At 54.4% G+C, this 15,303-nt stretch carries 23 protein-coding genes and 1 tRNA gene; 10 read left to right on the forward strand and 14 right to left on the reverse strand.

Annotated features, from left to right (window positions below; genetic code table 11):
• Positions 1-8: 8 nt before the first annotated feature.
• Positions 9-878 carry a proline dehydrogenase family protein gene (locus HXY31_RS03205; RefSeq protein WP_292639582.1) on the reverse strand — a complete coding sequence of 290 codons (870 nt, stop codon included), beginning with the start codon at positions 876-878 and terminating at the stop codon, positions 9-11.
• Between the two features lie 107 nt (positions 879-985).
• Here HXY31_RS03205 and HXY31_RS03210 point away from each other — a divergent pair, with 107 nt between their 5' ends.
• Both HXY31_RS03210 and HXY31_RS03215 read left to right on the forward strand, forming a co-directional pair.
• On the forward strand, positions 986-1,207 hold the full coding sequence (locus tag HXY31_RS03210; protein WP_292639584.1) for a hypothetical protein: 222 nt from the start codon (positions 986-988) through the stop codon (positions 1,205-1,207).
• A gap of 98 nt (positions 1,208-1,305) precedes the next feature.
• Positions 1,306-2,094, forward strand: coding sequence for an inositol monophosphatase family protein (locus HXY31_RS03215; RefSeq protein ID WP_292639586.1), 789 nt, complete (start codon positions 1,306-1,308; stop codon positions 2,092-2,094).
• 95 nt (positions 2,095-2,189) lie between these two features.
• Here the strand turns inward: HXY31_RS03215 and HXY31_RS03220 are convergent, their stop codons facing one another.
• The 5 genes from HXY31_RS03220 to HXY31_RS03240 all read right to left on the reverse strand — a co-directional run bounded on the left by HXY31_RS03220 (position 2,190) and on the right by HXY31_RS03240 (position 5,243).
• Entirely contained in the window at positions 2,190-2,522 is a 333-nt protein-coding gene (locus HXY31_RS03220; RefSeq protein WP_292639589.1) for a hypothetical protein, read from the reverse strand.
• A gap of 96 nt (positions 2,523-2,618) precedes the next feature.
• Positions 2,619-3,119 carry a phage tail protein gene (locus tag HXY31_RS03225; protein WP_292639591.1) on the reverse strand — a complete coding sequence of 167 codons (501 nt, stop codon included), beginning with the start codon at positions 3,117-3,119 and terminating at the stop codon, positions 2,619-2,621.
• Positions 3,120-3,262: 143 nt separating this feature from the next.
• Positions 3,263-3,368 (reverse strand) — tRNA-Asp (locus HXY31_RS03230).
• Between the two features lie 43 nt (positions 3,369-3,411).
• A complete protein-coding gene (locus HXY31_RS03235; RefSeq protein ID WP_292639593.1) occupies positions 3,412-4,425 on the reverse strand; it encodes a hypothetical protein in 1,014 nt (337 codons plus the stop codon).
• Positions 4,426-4,727: 302 nt separating this feature from the next.
• Complete coding sequence (locus HXY31_RS03240) at positions 4,728-5,243, reverse strand: hypothetical protein (RefSeq protein WP_292639595.1); 516 nt, start codon at positions 5,241-5,243, stop codon at positions 4,728-4,730.
• 159 nt (positions 5,244-5,402) lie between these two features.
• On the opposite strand from HXY31_RS03240, the gene HXY31_RS03245 reads away from it, so the two are divergent.
• The 7 genes from HXY31_RS03245 (at position 5,403) to HXY31_RS03270 (ending at position 9,072) form a co-directional block, all read left to right on the forward strand.
• Positions 5,403-5,699, forward strand: coding sequence for a winged helix-turn-helix domain-containing protein (locus tag HXY31_RS03245; RefSeq protein WP_292639597.1), 297 nt, complete (start codon positions 5,403-5,405; stop codon positions 5,697-5,699).
• Between the two features lie 32 nt (positions 5,700-5,731).
• Entirely contained in the window at positions 5,732-6,385 is a 654-nt protein-coding gene (locus HXY31_RS03250) for a hypothetical protein (protein WP_292639599.1), read from the forward strand.
• 77 nt (positions 6,386-6,462) lie between these two features.
• Positions 6,463-7,698, forward strand: coding sequence for a hypothetical protein (locus HXY31_RS03255; RefSeq protein ID WP_292639602.1), 1,236 nt, complete (start codon positions 6,463-6,465; stop codon positions 7,696-7,698).
• A gap of 43 nt (positions 7,699-7,741) precedes the next feature.
• Positions 7,742-8,029 (forward strand): hypothetical protein, encoded by a 288-nt coding sequence (locus tag HXY31_RS03260; RefSeq protein ID WP_292639604.1) that lies wholly within the window; start codon positions 7,742-7,744, stop codon positions 8,027-8,029.
• A 69-nt stretch (positions 8,030-8,098) separates the two neighbouring features.
• Positions 8,099-8,491, forward strand: a complete 393-nt coding sequence (locus HXY31_RS12345) for a Fic family protein (protein ID WP_366933072.1) — start codon at positions 8,099-8,101, stop codon at positions 8,489-8,491.
• A gap of 5 nt (positions 8,492-8,496) precedes the next feature.
• A complete protein-coding gene (locus HXY31_RS03265; protein ID WP_292639606.1) occupies positions 8,497-8,619 on the forward strand; it encodes a hypothetical protein in 123 nt (40 codons plus the stop codon).
• Positions 8,620-8,697: 78 nt separating this feature from the next.
• Positions 8,698-9,072, forward strand: coding sequence for a helix-turn-helix domain-containing protein (locus HXY31_RS03270; protein WP_292639609.1), 375 nt, complete (start codon positions 8,698-8,700; stop codon positions 9,070-9,072).
• On the opposite strand, the gene HXY31_RS03275 is transcribed toward HXY31_RS03270, so the two are convergent.
• From HXY31_RS03275 to HXY31_RS03295, 5 genes are all read right to left on the reverse strand, one after another.
• Positions 9,059-9,709 (reverse strand): hypothetical protein, encoded by a 651-nt coding sequence (locus HXY31_RS03275; RefSeq protein ID WP_292639611.1) that lies wholly within the window; start codon positions 9,707-9,709, stop codon positions 9,059-9,061. The genes HXY31_RS03270 and HXY31_RS03275 overlap by 14 nt on opposite strands.
• Positions 9,710-10,285 (reverse strand): proteasome subunit beta, encoded by a 576-nt coding sequence (locus HXY31_RS03280; protein ID WP_292639613.1) that lies wholly within the window; start codon positions 10,283-10,285, stop codon positions 9,710-9,712.
• Between the two features lie 59 nt (positions 10,286-10,344).
• Positions 10,345-11,001: a DUF2250 domain-containing protein gene (locus tag HXY31_RS03285; protein WP_292639615.1), complete on the reverse strand. Its 657-nt coding sequence runs from the start codon at positions 10,999-11,001 to the stop codon at positions 10,345-10,347.
• 83 nt (positions 11,002-11,084) lie between these two features.
• A complete protein-coding gene (locus HXY31_RS03290) occupies positions 11,085-11,504 on the reverse strand; it encodes a hypothetical protein (RefSeq protein ID WP_292639618.1) in 420 nt (139 codons plus the stop codon).
• Between the two features lie 6 nt (positions 11,505-11,510).
• On the reverse strand, positions 11,511-12,008 hold the full coding sequence (locus tag HXY31_RS03295; RefSeq protein ID WP_292639620.1) for a VOC family protein: 498 nt from the start codon (positions 12,006-12,008) through the stop codon (positions 11,511-11,513).
• A gap of 246 nt (positions 12,009-12,254) precedes the next feature.
• Here HXY31_RS03295 and HXY31_RS03300 point away from each other — a divergent pair, with 246 nt between their 5' ends.
• Positions 12,255-13,739, forward strand: coding sequence for an MFS transporter (locus tag HXY31_RS03300; protein ID WP_292639622.1), 1,485 nt, complete (start codon positions 12,255-12,257; stop codon positions 13,737-13,739).
• A gap of 7 nt (positions 13,740-13,746) precedes the next feature.
• Here HXY31_RS03300 and HXY31_RS03305 read toward each other — a convergent pair whose 3' ends face one another.
• Genes HXY31_RS03305 through HXY31_RS03315 form a run of 3 tightly spaced genes read right to left on the reverse strand, consistent with a single transcriptional unit; the run spans position 13,747 to position 15,218 of the window.
• Positions 13,747-14,034, reverse strand: coding sequence for a stress response translation initiation inhibitor YciH (locus HXY31_RS03305; RefSeq protein ID WP_292639625.1), 288 nt, complete (start codon positions 14,032-14,034; stop codon positions 13,747-13,749).
• Between the two features lie 57 nt (positions 14,035-14,091).
• Positions 14,092-14,772, reverse strand: a complete 681-nt coding sequence (locus tag HXY31_RS03310) for a hypothetical protein (protein WP_292639627.1) — start codon at positions 14,770-14,772, stop codon at positions 14,092-14,094.
• Between the two features lie 5 nt (positions 14,773-14,777).
• Positions 14,778-15,218, reverse strand: a complete 441-nt coding sequence (locus tag HXY31_RS03315; RefSeq protein WP_292639628.1) for a hypothetical protein — start codon at positions 15,216-15,218, stop codon at positions 14,778-14,780.
• Positions 15,219-15,303 lie beyond the last annotated feature (85 nt).

The raw sequence follows: 15,303 nt of genomic DNA on the forward strand, positions 1-15,303 counted from the left end.
AAAGCAAGCTACTGCTGCACAAGCGACCGGGCTAAAAGCAGCAGGTTGCGCTTGCGCTCCCTTATCCTGCGGACCGAGTAGGGGAGCCACTGGCTGCCGTATGGGATGTACTCTGCGACGCGCAGCTTCCTTGCGACAAGCCCTGCCTTTAGCTCGTCGCGGATCCCCATCAGCATCTGGAACTCTGGATTGCCTCCAAGCTCCAGGGCCTTTTCCACAAGGTCCGAGTCGTGGGTTGCCACTGCAAAGAAACTGTCGCTCTTGGCAAGCATCTCAAGCAGGTGCAGATAGTTCCTGTCAACCTGGTCCTTTGAGGAAAACGCGTGCTCCTCTCCTTCGTGGTACGCGCCCTTGACCAGCCGCACCTTGCCGCCGTGCTCTATTATGTGCAGGAGGTCGCTTGCGCTTCTCTTCAGGTACGCCTGGATTGCGACCCCGACCTCGCTGTATTCCTTCAAGAGCTCGAGGTAGATAGTTATCGTCTGCTCGGTGAACCTTGCAGACTCCATGTCAAGCCACAAGAATTGATTTAACGACTTTGCTTTGGCAGCAAGCGCCCTGAAATTCTGCAGGCAAGCGTCGTAGTCGATTGCAAGCCCAAGCTGCGTCGGTTTTACAGACACGCAGCCCCTGACGCCCCTTTCCTTCAAAAGGTCCATGAGCGAGAGGTATTCTCTGACCGCGGCGTCAACCTGCTTTGCGTCAAGCGTGTCCTCGCCAAGGAAGTTGAGTATTGCAGACATGCCCCTGTTGTTGGCGTCAATCGCGGCCTTTGCGGCGTCCTCTTGTGAGTAGCCTGCGACCCACTTTTTTGCGACCCGGAAAAGCAGGCGCTCTGTGAGGCCGGGGTCGTATCTTTCAGAGTGCACCGCCTGCATGGAGTAATTTGGCGTTTCGTCGATATTAATTCTCCTTAAACATACGCTTGAAGAAACTCGACGATCGGATTTGTTAAATAAAAGCTTCCTGCACTTGCCGCGAGTCATTGAGCCGGGAGAGCCGCAACACGCTACGGGACATGCTGGAAGAGGTGCTGGACAAACTCGGGCCCACCTTCAAGCAGACCATCTACGACGAGCTGGAAAGGGCGGGGATGCACATCGACTCTCCCAGTCCCTCCCTGCCAGAGGTGGAGAGGATGTTCAAGAAACTTTTCGGCCCCGACGTCGCGGCGCTGCTTATGAAGAACCTGAGAAAACGGGCTTAAAAGAACTGGATTCTGTCGGAGAGGGAGGGGGTCGTTTCCAGTGGAAAACAGCCGGAAAAATTAGTTCTTTTATATGGCGCAAGCACTAGCCTGACTCGATGCGGCAGGAACAGCGTCTGGCAGCCCTGAAGGAGGCCTGCCTGCAGGTGCACGCCCGCACGAAAAAGATTGCCGGGACTGCCCGGGGCAACAGGCAGATGGGCAGGGGGGCAGGAGGCGACATCTCGAGGAGGATAGACCTTGTCGCCGAAAAGACCGCGATTGACGTATTAAGAAGGCGCGGCATCGATGCCACGATAATCGGCGAAGAGTGCGGCAGGATAGAGGGCAAGAACGGCTACGTGATAATGGACGCAATTGACGGCACGACAAACGCGTCGCGAAGGATTCCGTTCTACTGCTGCTCGCTTGCCTTTGCCACTGATTTTCGGCTGAGCGCGGTTACCGATGCAGCAATCATTGATCTTGTTAACGGAGACCTGTACTATGCGTCAAAGGGCAAGGGGGCGTTTTGCAACGGCAAGAGGATAAGGGTGAAGGAAGCCGGCGACGACATTGTCATGGGGATGAACGTGTCAAAGATAGGCCCTGATGTTGCAAGCAAGCTGGCGCCGGTGATGGCAAGGGCAGACCACGTGCGGGTATTCGGCGCGGTCGCGCTGGAGCTGTGCTACCTTGCACGAGGATTAATAGACGCGTCTATCGACTTGAGAGGCAAGATAAGGCCGACTGACATTGCGGCCGCGTACCTCATCGTGAAAGAAGGGGGAGGAAAGATATACTCTGATGGCAAGGAGCTTGAGAGCGATCTTGATATCAGGACACGTTTGTCCTTTGTGGCTGTTGCACAAGATAACGTACTGCATTACCTTGGCATGGCATACTAGCATGGGATACTGCCACTCTTTAGGCGGTCAACACTACATCATATTACGACGATGATACGGGTTGGAAAGTCGGGATACCTGTATCGAAAGGCAGATCATGAAAGCGTCCGTTCATACGCTTTTTCATCTGAAGTTACAATCCCCCTAAATACTGCAAGGTTATGCGTAATGACATCAATTTGCTTTCTCTGCCTACGATCAAAGTACGTTACCGTGAATTTAGGTCGCAGCGGTTGCCTTGCTTTCAAATACGCGGCAAAGCTGTTAACGAATATTCTGATTCTTTTCCCAGGAGGCATGAATTCCAGCCTTCGAAAAATTTCCATAGCTGTTATTTGCTCTCCCCTAAAGTCCCGGATTTCCTTATCGCATCTTATAGAGATCCTGCGTGCCGAGGAAAAACCCACATTTGCGATCACGATAAACAACGAGTCTCCTTCGCATTCAAAGTCCACGATAACTTCGGGGAGCTGAGAGATGCTCTCACCATTGTTCTTATCGGACCCGGGCCGTCGCATCATCGATCAGGATTCCGAAGGCTCGGTAACGCTGGTATCTCTTTCCCATCCTTCATTTTCTAGCTTGATGCTGCGGATCGCGACCCTTGGGGAGTTTGAGTCAAGCTCTGGCAGGGCCTGAAATTCTGAAACCCAGCAGCGATATATCTTGTAGGCCATGACCACCGTTCCCTGCTCATTCAAAAGCTCAAGTATGATATCCTTTCTAAAGTTCTTCAGCGAAGCCGCCGCGTCTCCCTGCATGTTCTGGACCATGTTTGCCCAGGATTCAAAGGTGGGGTCATGTGTCACGCCTTCCTCAAGAATCACCGGCGCAAATCTCGTTCTGCCGGGCATCTTGTGGATTGTACTTGGATTCCCGCCCTCCCTGAACTCGAGAACCTCGGTAATTCTCGCAAGCGGCGAAACCTTGGTGATTCCAGCGACATATTTTCCGTCAATCTTTATCCTGAACTTGAAGTTCTTGTAAGGATCGTATCTGTGGGTATTTACCGAGAATTTTGCCATGGCTCTGATGTAGGCTGCCGGATTTCGTTATTATCTTTTTTTGGTACTATTTTCTAGTTAATTCTTCTGTTCCGACTGCTGCCCATCAAACTATTCAATATCTGAATGCTGAATACAAGTGGAATAGAAAGAATGTGTGTAAGCGCCCGGGCCGGGATTCGAACCCGGGTCGGAGGAGTGACAGTCCCCCATACTGGACCGGACTGTACGAACCCAGCTAGCAGCCGGGAATCACTATACTACCCGGGCGCATGTATCGCAACTCTTGGCAGAACCAATTAAAGTGTTTTGTTTACACTTTGTGCCAGCAGATTGGGCACGGCCTATTCTCGTCCACAACCTTTGAGAACACCGCGCTGTCCTGCTTTATCTCCAGCAAAGTGAGCGTTACCGTGCAGCCGTTGGTCGCCTTGTCGCCTACGTGCAGCGTGATAGGCGTGCCTTCCGACACCGCCACAGGGTACTCGATGAAATTGAGCCCGCTGACATAGTCTGCGCCTATCTCCTGGACCAAAAGCGGCCCGTCGCGCTCACCTTCCCTCAGCTCGATGGTGGGCCCGGACTGCGAGCTTGTCCTGATGCGCTTTATGTCAAGCGAGTGCGCCCCGTCGCTTGAGGTTATCAGCTTGTTGCCCTGCACCTCGAGGTGAATGGTCGAGCCCTGGCTTATCATGCCTGTTGCCTGCATGACCTGCCCGTCTATGCACTCCCTCGCGTCTTCAACGGTGCACGGGACTGCAACAGGCGTAAAGCGGGCGACTGACATCGTGACGCCTGCGTCTCCGCGGCTCAACAATACCAGCGTGCCTTTTCCGCGCTCCAGGTTCCATCCCGCAACTATTGCCGAGCTCTCGCCTGCTGCGCGCACAAACACCCTGGCCGAGTTTGCGCTTGCTTTCGAAACTACAAACCCTGCGACATAGTCTTCCGGGTCTGTCTGCACGCTGCTCTGCGGGTACGGCTCTAAACCGACAAGTCTTACTGAATACTGCCCAAATGCTGCAGAAGGCGACGGGTCTGCGCCTATCACAAGCGTGCGCTCTCCCATGTCCTCGCCTGCAACCTCGACTGCCACAATGACCGAGGCCTGGCCCTCCCAGATGCACACGACGTCTGACGGGCACCTGGAGTCGCCGGCCATCTCTACAAACGTCACGGCCACGTCTTCAGGCTCTATTACTGCCTGCTCTCCAACTTTCAATTCAAATGGCAGGTCAAGCGTCGCTGACACGCTTTCCTGCGCCTGCGCAAGAGCCGCTGACAGGAGCGCAAGGGCTGCCATGACCGCAAGTGCCGGCTTTATCAACAGCCATCTGCCGCCGTCCAGTCTTATAGAGAATATGGAGCAAGACTCCACACTTTATGGGAGGTAACAAAGTTACGCTCTGCTTAATAGCGCATCCTTGAAGAAAAAAGACGGAGCAGGTCACCGCCTAACCTAGGGTGGTTGTGTGCGGAGATGTGTGCATGATATAACCCCACCACGTCCCGCATAGCCGGCCAGGCCTGCTCCAATCTTTTATTCAAACCAGTATGCTTGACTGAGACTAATAAGGAATTTTGAAAAGGATACAGAAAGTAGGACTAGAAAGAAAAAAGGAAAAGGAGCTACTGCTCCTCTTGGATTTCCGGCGCCTTGAAGACCTTGACAGCTCCAAAGCCGAACTGGCCGTGGCCGCCAAGCGCCGCTAGAGCGTCCATCTCCGTGCCTTCAGAGACGTGCAGCACGCTGCCGTTGCCAGCGTCTACAATCACCATCTTTTGCGTGTCGTCGGAGAACACGCGGAAGACGTAGACCACGTAGCCCTGCTCGATTGTCAGGTTGCCCCCGATGACGCTGCCGTTTCCTGCGTCAGCCGCGATTCCGGCGGCTTCTGCAAAGCCCACCCCGACCCTTGACATCAGCTCGTCGCCTGCGTCAACCGAGCCCGTGATCTCGGGGAACGCAGAAAGCGAGCTGTAGAACACGTCGGCCGGACCTCCGATCCTAGTCGCCTCAACCGTGAACGTCTTTGCCTCGTCTGGAGCCTGTGCACTGGCCAAAGAAAATGACCCTATCGATCCGATAGCGGCCGCCGCTGCAAGGGCGCCAAGCACCATTGCGTAAAACTGCCTGTTGGACATCGGGCAATGGTTGGCACGATATACAAAAAGCGTTGCCAAACCTTTGCAGCCGTCAATGTTAGCTAACATTGTTACCTCAAACTTATTTTACTCCGGACTTGCGCGGTTCCGACGTGCTTAGCAATGGCTATTGGTCCGCACGCGGCAGACTGAACAGGCTTGACGCATGAATACAGGGACAGGATATACATCAGAAAGGACATCATAGTCAAGCTGTCAGAAGTGGGCGAGCTCAACCAGACCAAGCTTCTCAGCTACTGCGGCCTCAACATAGTCAAGCACAAGGAGATCCTCGACGACATGGAGGCAAAGGGCTTTATCGAAAAGTTCCAGGAAGAGTGGAGGACAAAGTCGGTGACCAAATACCGCGTGACTGAGAAGGGCCGGCAGTTCTCGAAAATGATACTCGAGCCGTACGAGGAGATGTTCCCGCGCAAAGGTAACAAAGTTAGCTAAAGCCTTTAAACAAAATTGAAAGTCTTGCCATTATGTCAGACGACCAGCCCAAAGAGAGCGTGTTCGGGATAATGGACGACCTGCTCTCGCATCTTAACCGGACGAAAAAGCTGTTCATGGCCCTTGTGGTCTCCTCTTTCATAGTTGCGCCTCTTGCAATCATACTTTCGATACTTATCTTCATGCCGCCGTTCCTTACAGGCGTAGGCCAGCAGCAGGACGTAGTCATATCTGCAAAGGCCGGCGTGATACAGGGCTTTCCCAACGATACAATGGCGCCGGGCACCGCCGCAAGCGGCTGGGTGCGCATAGTGCCAAGCGAGGACGCAGAAAAATTCAACTTTACTATTACAAGACCGATAGAGGGTGGCGACACCATCTTTGTCGAAAGGTCGCAGCTGCACGTAGAGTACGTCCCTGCCGGCGAGACGAGGACTATAACCGTGTTTGAGGCGCAGCCGATGCCTCCGCGTTTTCTGTACGTGGGCGCCCAGCCCGCGGCCCCCTTTGACGTGACCTGGATAATGGTCGCAGTAATAGGCGTGTCTGCTGCGATGGCCGGCGCGTGGCTCTTTATCGGAGTCAAGGAATACCGCTTTTTTGCGCACTGGAACCGGCGCTACTCCAACTACAAGGAGATGCAGGATAAGGTGGACCGGGAGCTTGAAGGCTCGGGCCAGACCTGAAGAAAGATTCCATTAACGTTATCTTGCTGTATCTGCATAACGTAACCGTGGCGTACCGGCGAGCCGCTGTCGTTGCGTTGGTAGCCGGCTCCGCGCTCGTGGCCTCCATCTTTGTGATGATGCCCTCGCTTGCCCTCATCAACGCAAGCGAGCCTTCGAGGAGGATAATGGCGCTTGGCTCAAACGCATACTACCCAGATACAGAAAACGAGCAAGTGACGATGAACGCGGTCAGGCCCGGCGACATGAAGCCCAATTCCTTTGTGTGGTTCTTGGACCCCTACGGCAAGACGATGGGCGAGCTGTACGACGGGTCCAGCGCGTCGCTGACCCTTGACAGAAAAGAGCTTGAGCGATTCGAGCAGCGCGACGCCTTTGAATATTACCTGCTAATCAGGCTCCCTGCTTGGCTTGGCGGAGAAAAGGACGACACGTCTTCATTCAGGGCATACCACGCCATATCGCTTTCGGACAACTGCCTGTTCAGGTACTGGTCAACCGAAGGCCGGTGGCGGATGGAGAACCCGTGCGCAGGCGACATCTACCGCGCATGGGACGGCCTTGCGGTTGCCGGCCCGGCGTCCGTAGGCATGGTGGGTGGCACCATCTCTACCGGCTACCACCCGGCGCTCCAGATGTTCAGGCTGTCGGTGGACTCGGAAGGCTACCTCGTGGCGCACAAGCCTGACAACAGCCTTCAGGGCGACGGCGTGCAGGCGGAAGGCAGGAGGCTGTCTCCGCAGGACGTTGACGAAAGCAACAAAGAGATGGTGCAGGCGGCAGGCGAATATGCAGGATACTCGCTTCCATTTCCATCGACAATCCAGACCGATTACCGGCTGACCGATCTCAACCCTTCAATCGGCCCCTGGTGGATGGAGACGCAGTCAGAACCGCCTATGCAGGCGACATACACTTACTCTAACCGGCAATACGCCGCCATCACCATAGACGTCTATCCTGTGCAAAATCATCCGGACCTGAAGCTTGGAGGCCCCCTGGTCAGCCGCTCTGACTCTGGCTACCTTGTCAACGGCACCGTCGTCGGCGCGCTGCTCCATTTAGCTTACCCGCGCCCCCAGGGAATGCCCGAGCCGCAGATTAGGGAGGGGACCAATATCGCAGGCGACTTTGCCATCCTCGTGGCCCCAAGCGAACTTGGCGGCGACAGTTACACGGGCGCAGGAGCAATAGTGTGGGGAAAAAGCCCTGACGGGAAGGAGGACATCGTGGTGGTGCTCAACACAAGCGACGTGAGGATGGACGAGCTGGCTTCAATGGTCGAGAGCCTCGGGGTACGCAAGTCAGGCTAGGCACAGTAACAGCTTTTTTAGCCGTCGCAATGCAACAAATGGCATGTGGCGCCTTGTAAAGTACCTTGAAGAGAACCAGCTGTCGCTCTTTGAAACGGTGGACGCAAGAAAGGAGACGCACAGAGAGCTTGCGGAAAAGCTGGCCGAAGTCAGGCCGGGCGGCGAAAAGGACAACGCCGAGCTTGCAAACGCCGTCATGACGGCAATGTGGCTTGGCAGGCGGGCGCAGGCGATAAAAGAGTCGGGCGACAAGAGCGCCGAGCAGTTTTTCCGCGAAGCCGTGCTAACAGCGTTTGAGACTGGCAGGCGCTCGGCGATAACCGCGCCCTAGCTTTGCCATGAATCAGTTTGTCATCAACTCGCTTATATTTTGCTGCCAACTCAAGGATGATTGGCCCGGATGGATTTCTATTATGTAAGCTACGAAGTAGCAGTATCGCTGCACTCCAAGGCCGTTACTGGCGAAAGAGTACGGGATCCGGGCAGACTGCGCGCTATACTGGATACGGTACAGGACATAGGTCATCGGAGTTCGGAGAAGGATGCAATCGCCAAAAAAGCTGCATACCTTCTTTGCGAGATAAGTTGGCAGCAGCCATTTACCAAAGGAAACAAGCGCGCATCTTTTGTCATCTCCAGTACTTTTCTGCGCATTAACGGATGGAGGTTTCTACCGATAATCACCTGGGACACCATGTTCGACCTTATAATGGCTATTGCCCAAAGGAAGAAATCCCGTCAGCAAGTCGAAACGTTCATGAAAACCTTTTTAGTCCCAAGTCCCCAATTGTAGTCTACATGGCGGTAACGGCAAAGCGCAAGCGCCTGACGCAGAAAGAAGTAGACGAACTTGCCTTGAAGATAGGCGAGCAGGTCATTAAAGAATCCAAACCTCTTCTCGACAGACTCGCCAAGGTCTAACCTTTTGTCGTGCTGCACAGTGTCGAACTGAACTAAAGGTTACTATGTTTATTAGTCGGTAAGTATTTCTTACCAGGTATGTCTGAAGCACCATCTGACCCCAAACAGGACGTCTCTTGCCCTGTCATCGACATCTGGAGCATCCTTGGAAGGCGCTGGTCGCTCCTCATAATAAAGAACCTGAGCACAAAGGAAACCATACGCTTCAACGAGCTGAAGAGGGCGCTTGCCGGCATCAGTAGCACCGTGCTTTCAGAGCGGCTGCTGGAACTTGAAAGGGAAGGCCTAGTGTCTAAAAAGATCTACCCCGAGGTGCCGCCCCGCGTGGAGTACAGCCTGACGCCGCAGGCAAAGGAGCTTGAAGTGATAATAAAAGAACTGGTGCGCTGGGTCAGCCGCTGGAAGAGCCCGGTCGCGGCAGAGGCAAAAAAAGAAGGGGCTACAGCTTCTTAAACTGGCCCTCCCTCACCACGCCCACCTCGACTACCGGCCGCTCACCAAGCGCCTTTTCTATCGCCTTGTTCGCAAGCTGCGTCGCCTGCTCGACTGTCATGTCGGCGCTGTACTCGCGCTGAATCACGTCAAGCGCGCTGTCTGCAGATTGTCCAATGGCAAAGCCGGCTCCACGGAAGTATGTGCCGCTTGGGTCCACCTGGTACATGTGCACGCCTGTCTGGTCCGCGCCTGCGATTATCACCGACGCCGCCTGCGGCCTCACCGCGTATATCGTGTAGTTGTGCAGGTAGCTTCCGAGGTGCTGCGCAAGCGACCCGATGTCGGCAGGGCTCTCGAAGCTCAGCCGGTGCTTTTGCGCCTGCAGCCGCAGCTCGTCTATGAGCTGCAGGATGTCGCCTATGTAGCCAGAGCCTGTCGCCCCGACATGGCCGTCGATTGCAAATATCTTTTCAGTCGGCTCCATCAGCGGCCGTATCGGCTTGATGTGGCTTGCTATCAGCGCAAACCTGGGCGTCTTGATGCCGATTGTCGTCGATCCGCGGCTTACGGCTTCAAGCGCGCTGTCTACGAGCACCAGCCTGCCTTCCGGCCCGTAGAATGACGGGTACCTTCCAAACGCCTGGTTTTCAGCCATCTAGACCGCCTCCGCCCTGACCAGCTTTGGGATGACAAGCGTGTCGACGCCGTTTCCCGAGCCGGGATCCCGCTCCATCGCCGCCCTGACTGCCTTTGCGGCCACTTCTTTTGCCTCGTCGTTTGTCAGGTCAGCCCTGTACACGCTCTCTAGCACGCCGTACGCTATGGGCGAGCCCGAGCCGGACGAGGCAAATTCCTCTTCTATCACCGCGCCGGACATATCGGCAGTCACCACGTGGGGCCCTTCCTCGTCGACTCCCGCCACCAGCAGCTCAACAAAGTAGGGCTGGTAGTTCTTCAGTCCCGAGTACGCCAGGTTTGCTATCAGCCGCGCAGATTCTCTGACTGTCAGCGGAAAGCCCCTGCGAAGCTCCATCAGCTTGCGCTCGGCCTTTGCCACCTTTATCAGGTACTCTGCGTCTGACAGCTGTCCCGCTATGGCTATTGCCAGCGTGTCGTCTATTTTCGCTATTTTCTGCGTTATCTTGGACCCGATGAAAAAGCCCTTGCTCGCCCTCTTGTCGGAGCCGAGCACGACTCCCTCGCGGGTCTTGATACCGACTATCGTTGTCATTTGATCTATTATGGAATGGACTGCATTAATTGACCGGGTATGGCAGAATCAGGTCACAGCTAGTTGTTGACAGGCGCGCGGAAGCCGTAGGCGTTGCCGGGCACCAGCCTGTCCTGCAGGGCTTTGGTAATCTGCTCGTATATCGCGTACGAGCCTATCATCGACTGCAGCTTCTCGCGCTCTGTCGACGCGTTCGTCTCTATGACGATGTAGTCGGAGACCATCCGGAGGTTTATCTGGAACGAGCCGTCGTCGCTTGACCACTGGAGCGTAAATCCTGTGGCGCTCTCGATGAGGCCTACCCAGCGCAGGTTCTTGAACCACCTGCCCACAAGCGCCCGCACAATCTCTGCCGGCCTGATGTCGACCGGGATATAGCTCTGGAGAAGCTGCACGTACTGCCTGCCCTTTGGCTCGACTTTTGTCGCGACCGCATTTGCGCCGGTCTTGCTGAGGTGGTATCCAACTTTTGATTTCTCGACAAGGCCCATCTCTTCCAACCTGCGGAGCGCCCTTGCGAGGCTCTGCTGGTGGATCCCAAGCCTGCGCATTATGCCCTTGAACGAGTAGTTCGAGCCTGCCTCGTTGAGGAGCGCAAGCACCTTGGTGTCGTTGTTGTGCAGGTCATCAGTCGAGATCTCTTCCTTTTGAACTAGAACCGCCTGCTTGCCGCTGGGGATCTCCTTGACCTCCTTCCCGGCCTGCTCCTTTTCCACTGGCAGGTATTATGCGGTATTGGGATTTAAACAGTCCAGTTTCCGTCCGGTTAGCAGGTAAGCCTTTCCCTACCGCTGCATAGTCACTTTTTGTTCTTCATTTCTTCCGGGATTGCGTCCATGTCCATGTAAAACGGCTCCCAGATGTGGCCGTTGATGTCCTTGAACGCCCGGCCGTACATCCAGCCGTAGTCCTGCTTTTCCCTGTATTCAGAGCCGCCGGCTGCGACTGCTTTACTCACTATCTCGTCCACCTCTGCGCGGCTGTCAAGCGAGAGCGCGACCAGCACCTCGGTGCTTTCGGCGTCGCAGATCTCCCTGCCGGGGATAAAGCCCATGAAGAACTTGTCAGCCAGCAGCATGGCATAGTTGTCCTCGCTTATCACCATGCACGCCGCGTTGTCGTCGGTGAACATCGGGTTGAACGAAAACCTGAGCCTGCCAAAGAACTCCTTGGTCTTTTTCAGGTCCCTGACCGGCAGGTTGACAAACACCTTGGTCATCTCGCATCACTCCGCGTAGGCCTTTTTCAGGGCCGCCATGTCAAGCTTTTTCATCTGCAGCATCGCCTTTATGGCGTTTTCGGCCTTCCTTTCGTCCTTGCTGTGCACCATCTCGTCAAGTATGGAAGGGACTATCTGCCACGACACGCCGAACCTGTCCTCCAGCCAGCCGCACTGCACTTCCTTGCCGCCTTCGGTGAGCCTGCCCCACAGCTTGTCGACTTCCTCCTGCGTTTCGCAGCTGACAAAAAGCGAAATCGCCGGATTGAACTTGAACACCGGGCCTCCGTTGAGCGCGACGAACCGCTGCCCTTCAAGCTCAAACGTCACGCTCATCACGGATCCTTCCTGCCTTCCAGAAGCTTCTGCGCCTGCTTCTCCGTACCGGGCTGTCTTTACTATCCTCGAGTTCTTGAAAACGGACGTGTAGAACCTGGCTGCTTCTTCGGCGTTGCTGTCAAACCACAGGAACGGTGTGATTTTTTGCGCTGTCGTCGTGTTCATGGGTGCAATGGGGCAAGATAGAATAAAAGGCGTTGCTCCCCTTGGGGAGGCGCCAGGCTGCTTGCATGCGGGACTTGAAGTAAGAAATAACTGACTGACCGGTCAGTATATTTATTAGATGGGCGCGTCATAAGTTGTCGGGCCACATGGAAGCGCAAGCTTTTACCTCATTCCGCTTTATGCCGTCACGCGTTGACCTCCCTTTGGGGAGCAACGCCTTTTATCCCAGGGGTTGTTGATCGGGAGGTGGCCGGCGTAGAGAAACAGGGCGGAAATAGTTCAGGATGGCTGATTCTTGCCATCCTTAGCTGCCTGGGCCTGATAGTCATGTTCGACGAGACCATGATACTGCCTGCCATCCCGGATTTCATCCGCGATTTTAACATCTCGTACAGCGCCTCCTCGTGGCTCCTTTCGGCCTACATCATAGCGGCGGCAGTCATGACCCCTATCGGCGGAAGACTGTCTGACATCTATGGCAAGAAAAAGATACTCCTCATAGTGATGGGGATCTACCTGCTGGGCGTCATCGGGGGGCGGTTTGCCACCGGCATGGAAACCATGCTTGCGGCAAGGGCCGCGCAGGGCGTCGGCATGGCCATGTTCCCGATAGCCTTTGGAATAATAAGAGAAGTCCTGCCGGAGAAGAGGCTTGCGATAGGCCAGACCATATTCAGCTCCACGTTCTCCGGCGGCGCGGTCGTCGGCCTCGTGGGCGGGGCTGCGCTTATCCAGAACTTTGGCTGGCAGTCGACATTTGTGGCTATACTCCCGTTTGCGATAGGGCTCTGGCTTGCCATAGTAAAGTTCGTGCGCGTCCCTGCACCTGTGCCTTATCCCGGCATGGAGGCCGCCGGCCCGCCGGACAGGTCGATAGACCTGAAAGGGACGCTCACCCTTACGGCCACGATAATCACATTCTTGGCAGGCATCACGTTTCTGGAAAGCCGGAGCGCCGGCGCAGAATACATGACTGCCGGGCTCTTTGCCGCCTCAGGAGTGTCGCTTGTGGGATTCATCGCCATCGAAAAGAGGGTGCGCATGCCGCTGCTTGACTTAAAGCTGATGACAAGCAAGAGCTTCCTCCCGCCGACTCTAATACTCCTCCTGACTTTCATGTCGATCTTCATGGTATACCTCACGATGCCTATCATGGTGAGGAGCCCCGAGCCGCTGGGATTCGGGGGCGACGTGCTTGCAGTTGCAAGCGTGCAGCTGCCCTTCATGCTGGTCCTGCTTGCAGGCACCGTACTGTCAGGATTCATGCTGAGCAGGATAAAGAACACGCGGCTGACGCTTGCCGGAACCATAATCAGCGCGGCCGGCTTTTTCATCCTGCTGATGTTCCACTCGACTGAAAGCGAGGTCTCGTTCGGGCTGACCATACTTGCAGCCGGCCTGGCGCTCTCCATTGCCGGCGCGTTCAACGTGATACTCGTTTCCGTGCCCATGCAGATGACAGGCATCGCGCTTGGGATGACGCTCCTCCTCAACCTTGTGGGCATGTCAGTCGGGCCGGCGCTTTCCGGGATACTGCAGGAGACGTACCAGGGGTCGGTGCCGGGAGTCGCAGGCACGTTCCCGGCGGAGGCTGCCTACAACTTGATATTTGTCACCTCGGCAGCCGTGTCGCTTGCGTCAGTCGGCATGGCGCTCTTTGTGGCCGGCAGAAAAGCCGCGCCTGCGATAACGACTCCGGATCCAAGAGAGGCAGGAAAGGGAAGCGCCTGACGCGGGACTACATCACTTCTATAGAGTCTTCCTCAAAGCCCATCGAGACGAGCATGGCTTTTGCCGCCTCGCGGTGATCTCCCTGCAGCATTATCTGGCCGTCCTTGAACGTGCCACCTGTCCCTATCTTTGTCTTTAATTTCTTGGTTATTGCAGGAGCGTCCTTGTTGTCCTGCAGGCCTGATATTATCGTGACCGGCTTGTTGAACCTGCGCGTGTCCTTTGAGATCCTTATGCGCGCGCTTTGCCGGTCAAGCTCTTTTGTGAGCTCGTCCATTGAAAAGTCGTCTGACACTTGGAGTCTCTTTGCGCTCCTATCAAAAAAGTGTTTGGAAGTAGCGCTTGATGGTATTTAAGGACCGGAATATTGAACCGTATTATTCAACGCATTCTTTATGTTCGGAATCGCTTCCATCACCTGTGAATCATACGCCTGGTCGGTCACAAAAAATGCGGCACTAAACCCAGTCCCATCATTCAGGTCCACTCCGCAGCATGTGATTCCGCCGCTTCCAAACGCATAATCCTCTCTGAAATCATTTCTGGTTACTGGCGAACCGTCCGATCTCTTTAATTCGGTATCAATGTAAAACTTGACTGTCTCGGGAGGTTTTACAACAACTTCTCTTACGACCTTTTCACCTTTCGCAAATCCATCCACATCATTATCCCATGTAATTTCGATTTCCTGATATGTAGTCTGGCCTCTAGGGGAAGCTCCGTAACCAGATTTTGCCATTGTGCTATAGAAAGGCATAGCATCCTTCATGTTATTGATGGCCTCGTAGGCATCTATTCCTTCTGGAGCCGCAATAATGTAAACTGTAAGATTGCCCGTTAGTTCTGGAGCCGTCTGCGCAACTGCCTCATTGCTGGCTGATGTTCCTATCGTGGTTTCTCTTGGTACTGACACACTAGGTTGCATGTAGCTAGCGTTGTTATATCCAAGTAATACCGCTGCAATAGTCGCTGCAGCAATAACTCCAAATCCAATGAAAATGTAAGTTGATTTTTTTGTTGTAGGATTTTTCATGATAATCACTCGTACATTATCCTCAGGTCGGACTGAATATCATACAAACAGACATTGTCTGCACCTGTGGACTGGATCCTTACTTCGTATTGCCCTGATGAAGTACCCGTCCAAGTCAATGCAGCATGTCTGTCGCCATCAGTGTGAGCAAATGCGTGATCATAATTTGAACCACCGGGAGATTCTAGCATCAACTCCATATCATATATGCCGCCTGAAGGGCCGCCTACAGTTGCAATGACAAACTTGTTGTCAGTATTGTTAACTGTGACATCCAAGACCGATATCCATGCGACTTGTTCCGATGTGCAGAAAAAAGCCCCACCACCCGGCAATTCCGTATCAGATGCTGATAGAAATGCTGTCGCCTTCTGATTGTCTGATAACAAGTATGTCGATGGAATTAGAGCCGACAAAGCCGATACTAACAGCAACCTCACAAGCACAGGCGATTTACTATTGTGAAATAATTATCCCTTGAGTATGCAAAATATAGCAAATTTTCTCTGCTTTTTTTTACAGATAATCATT

Source organism: Nitrososphaera sp. (genome assembly GCF_013388945.1).
Classification (GTDB): Archaea; Thermoproteota; Nitrososphaeria; order Nitrososphaerales; family Nitrososphaeraceae; genus Nitrososphaera.